This is a genomic window from Kamptonema formosum PCC 6407 (assembly GCF_000332155.1).
Classification (GTDB): Bacteria; Cyanobacteriota; Cyanobacteriia; order Cyanobacteriales; family Microcoleaceae; genus Kamptonema; species Kamptonema formosum.
In genome coordinates, this window is record NZ_KB235907.1 from 82,091 (window position 1) to 82,908 (window position 818).

General features: G+C 45.4%; 1 protein-coding gene and 1 pseudogene. One reads left to right on the forward strand and one right to left on the reverse strand.

All coding sequences use genetic code 11. The features are described 5' to 3' along the window. Positions 1 to 239, forward strand: a pseudogene (locus OSCIL6407_RS36605) (hypothetical protein); the annotation flags it as partial. A gap of 98 nt (positions 240 to 337) precedes the next feature. Here the strand turns inward: OSCIL6407_RS36605 and OSCIL6407_RS33235 are convergent. Continuing rightward, positions 338 to 724: a hypothetical protein gene (locus OSCIL6407_RS33235; RefSeq protein ID WP_007355826.1), complete on the reverse strand. Its 387-nt coding sequence runs from the start codon at positions 722 to 724 to the stop codon at positions 338 to 340. Positions 725 to 818 lie beyond the last annotated feature (94 nt).

Below are 818 nucleotides of genomic sequence, written 5' to 3' on the forward strand. Positions count from 1 at the left end.
TGAAGTTCACGATTGAGATTACTGAAGAAGCGATCGAAGATATGGAGTGCTTGGATAAAGCAGCGTGTGTTACCATTATTGATGCAATAGAGCGGCAACTTGTTAATCAGCCTTTGCTGGAAACCAGGAACCGCAAGCCGATGCAGCGCTTTGAGATGTATTGCTTTGAGTTGAATTTGGGGCTTGTTGCTGTACAGTTGCCACACCTAACGCCACAATCCCCAACACAATCAGCATAAATTCTAAAGCCAAATCAACAGCATTTAACCCAGCCTGGTCAGCTCTATTTGCAATCGCACGGGCTAAAACTTCTTCGCTAAGATAACCTTGTTCGTAATCAGCGACCAGGCGCTCTATTGTCTGGCTGTTTGGATTGCTGCTGTTGCTGCTGTTGCTTTCCATTAGAACCGCCTAATTTGAAGTTGTACTCACCGCTAAAAAAGGGTGTTTGAACATTCCCACCAACTCCTACCAAGGGACTTAAGGAATTGCTAGGTATAGGGCCTTGAGTTGCACTAGGGGATGGGTTTGATGTTGGTAACTGTCTCCCCCTCCCTTGCTGTAAATCCTTCTTAATTTGCGTCTCTATGGTTTTGACAATTGGGTTCTGTTGGAAATTGGGAAACTTTAAACTCAACATATAAAGCCATCCAAAATTAACAGCAGCACACCACAAACCATAGAGCGCTAGTACCGTTACGATTGGGCTGGTAAAGCGCTCCATGTTGTTTACCTGCCACTGGGAATAAATTGGTTTTGCCGACGAGACTTATCGAGATTGTTAAGAAATGAGCGGCCGCTGTCTAGTCCCGCGCTGC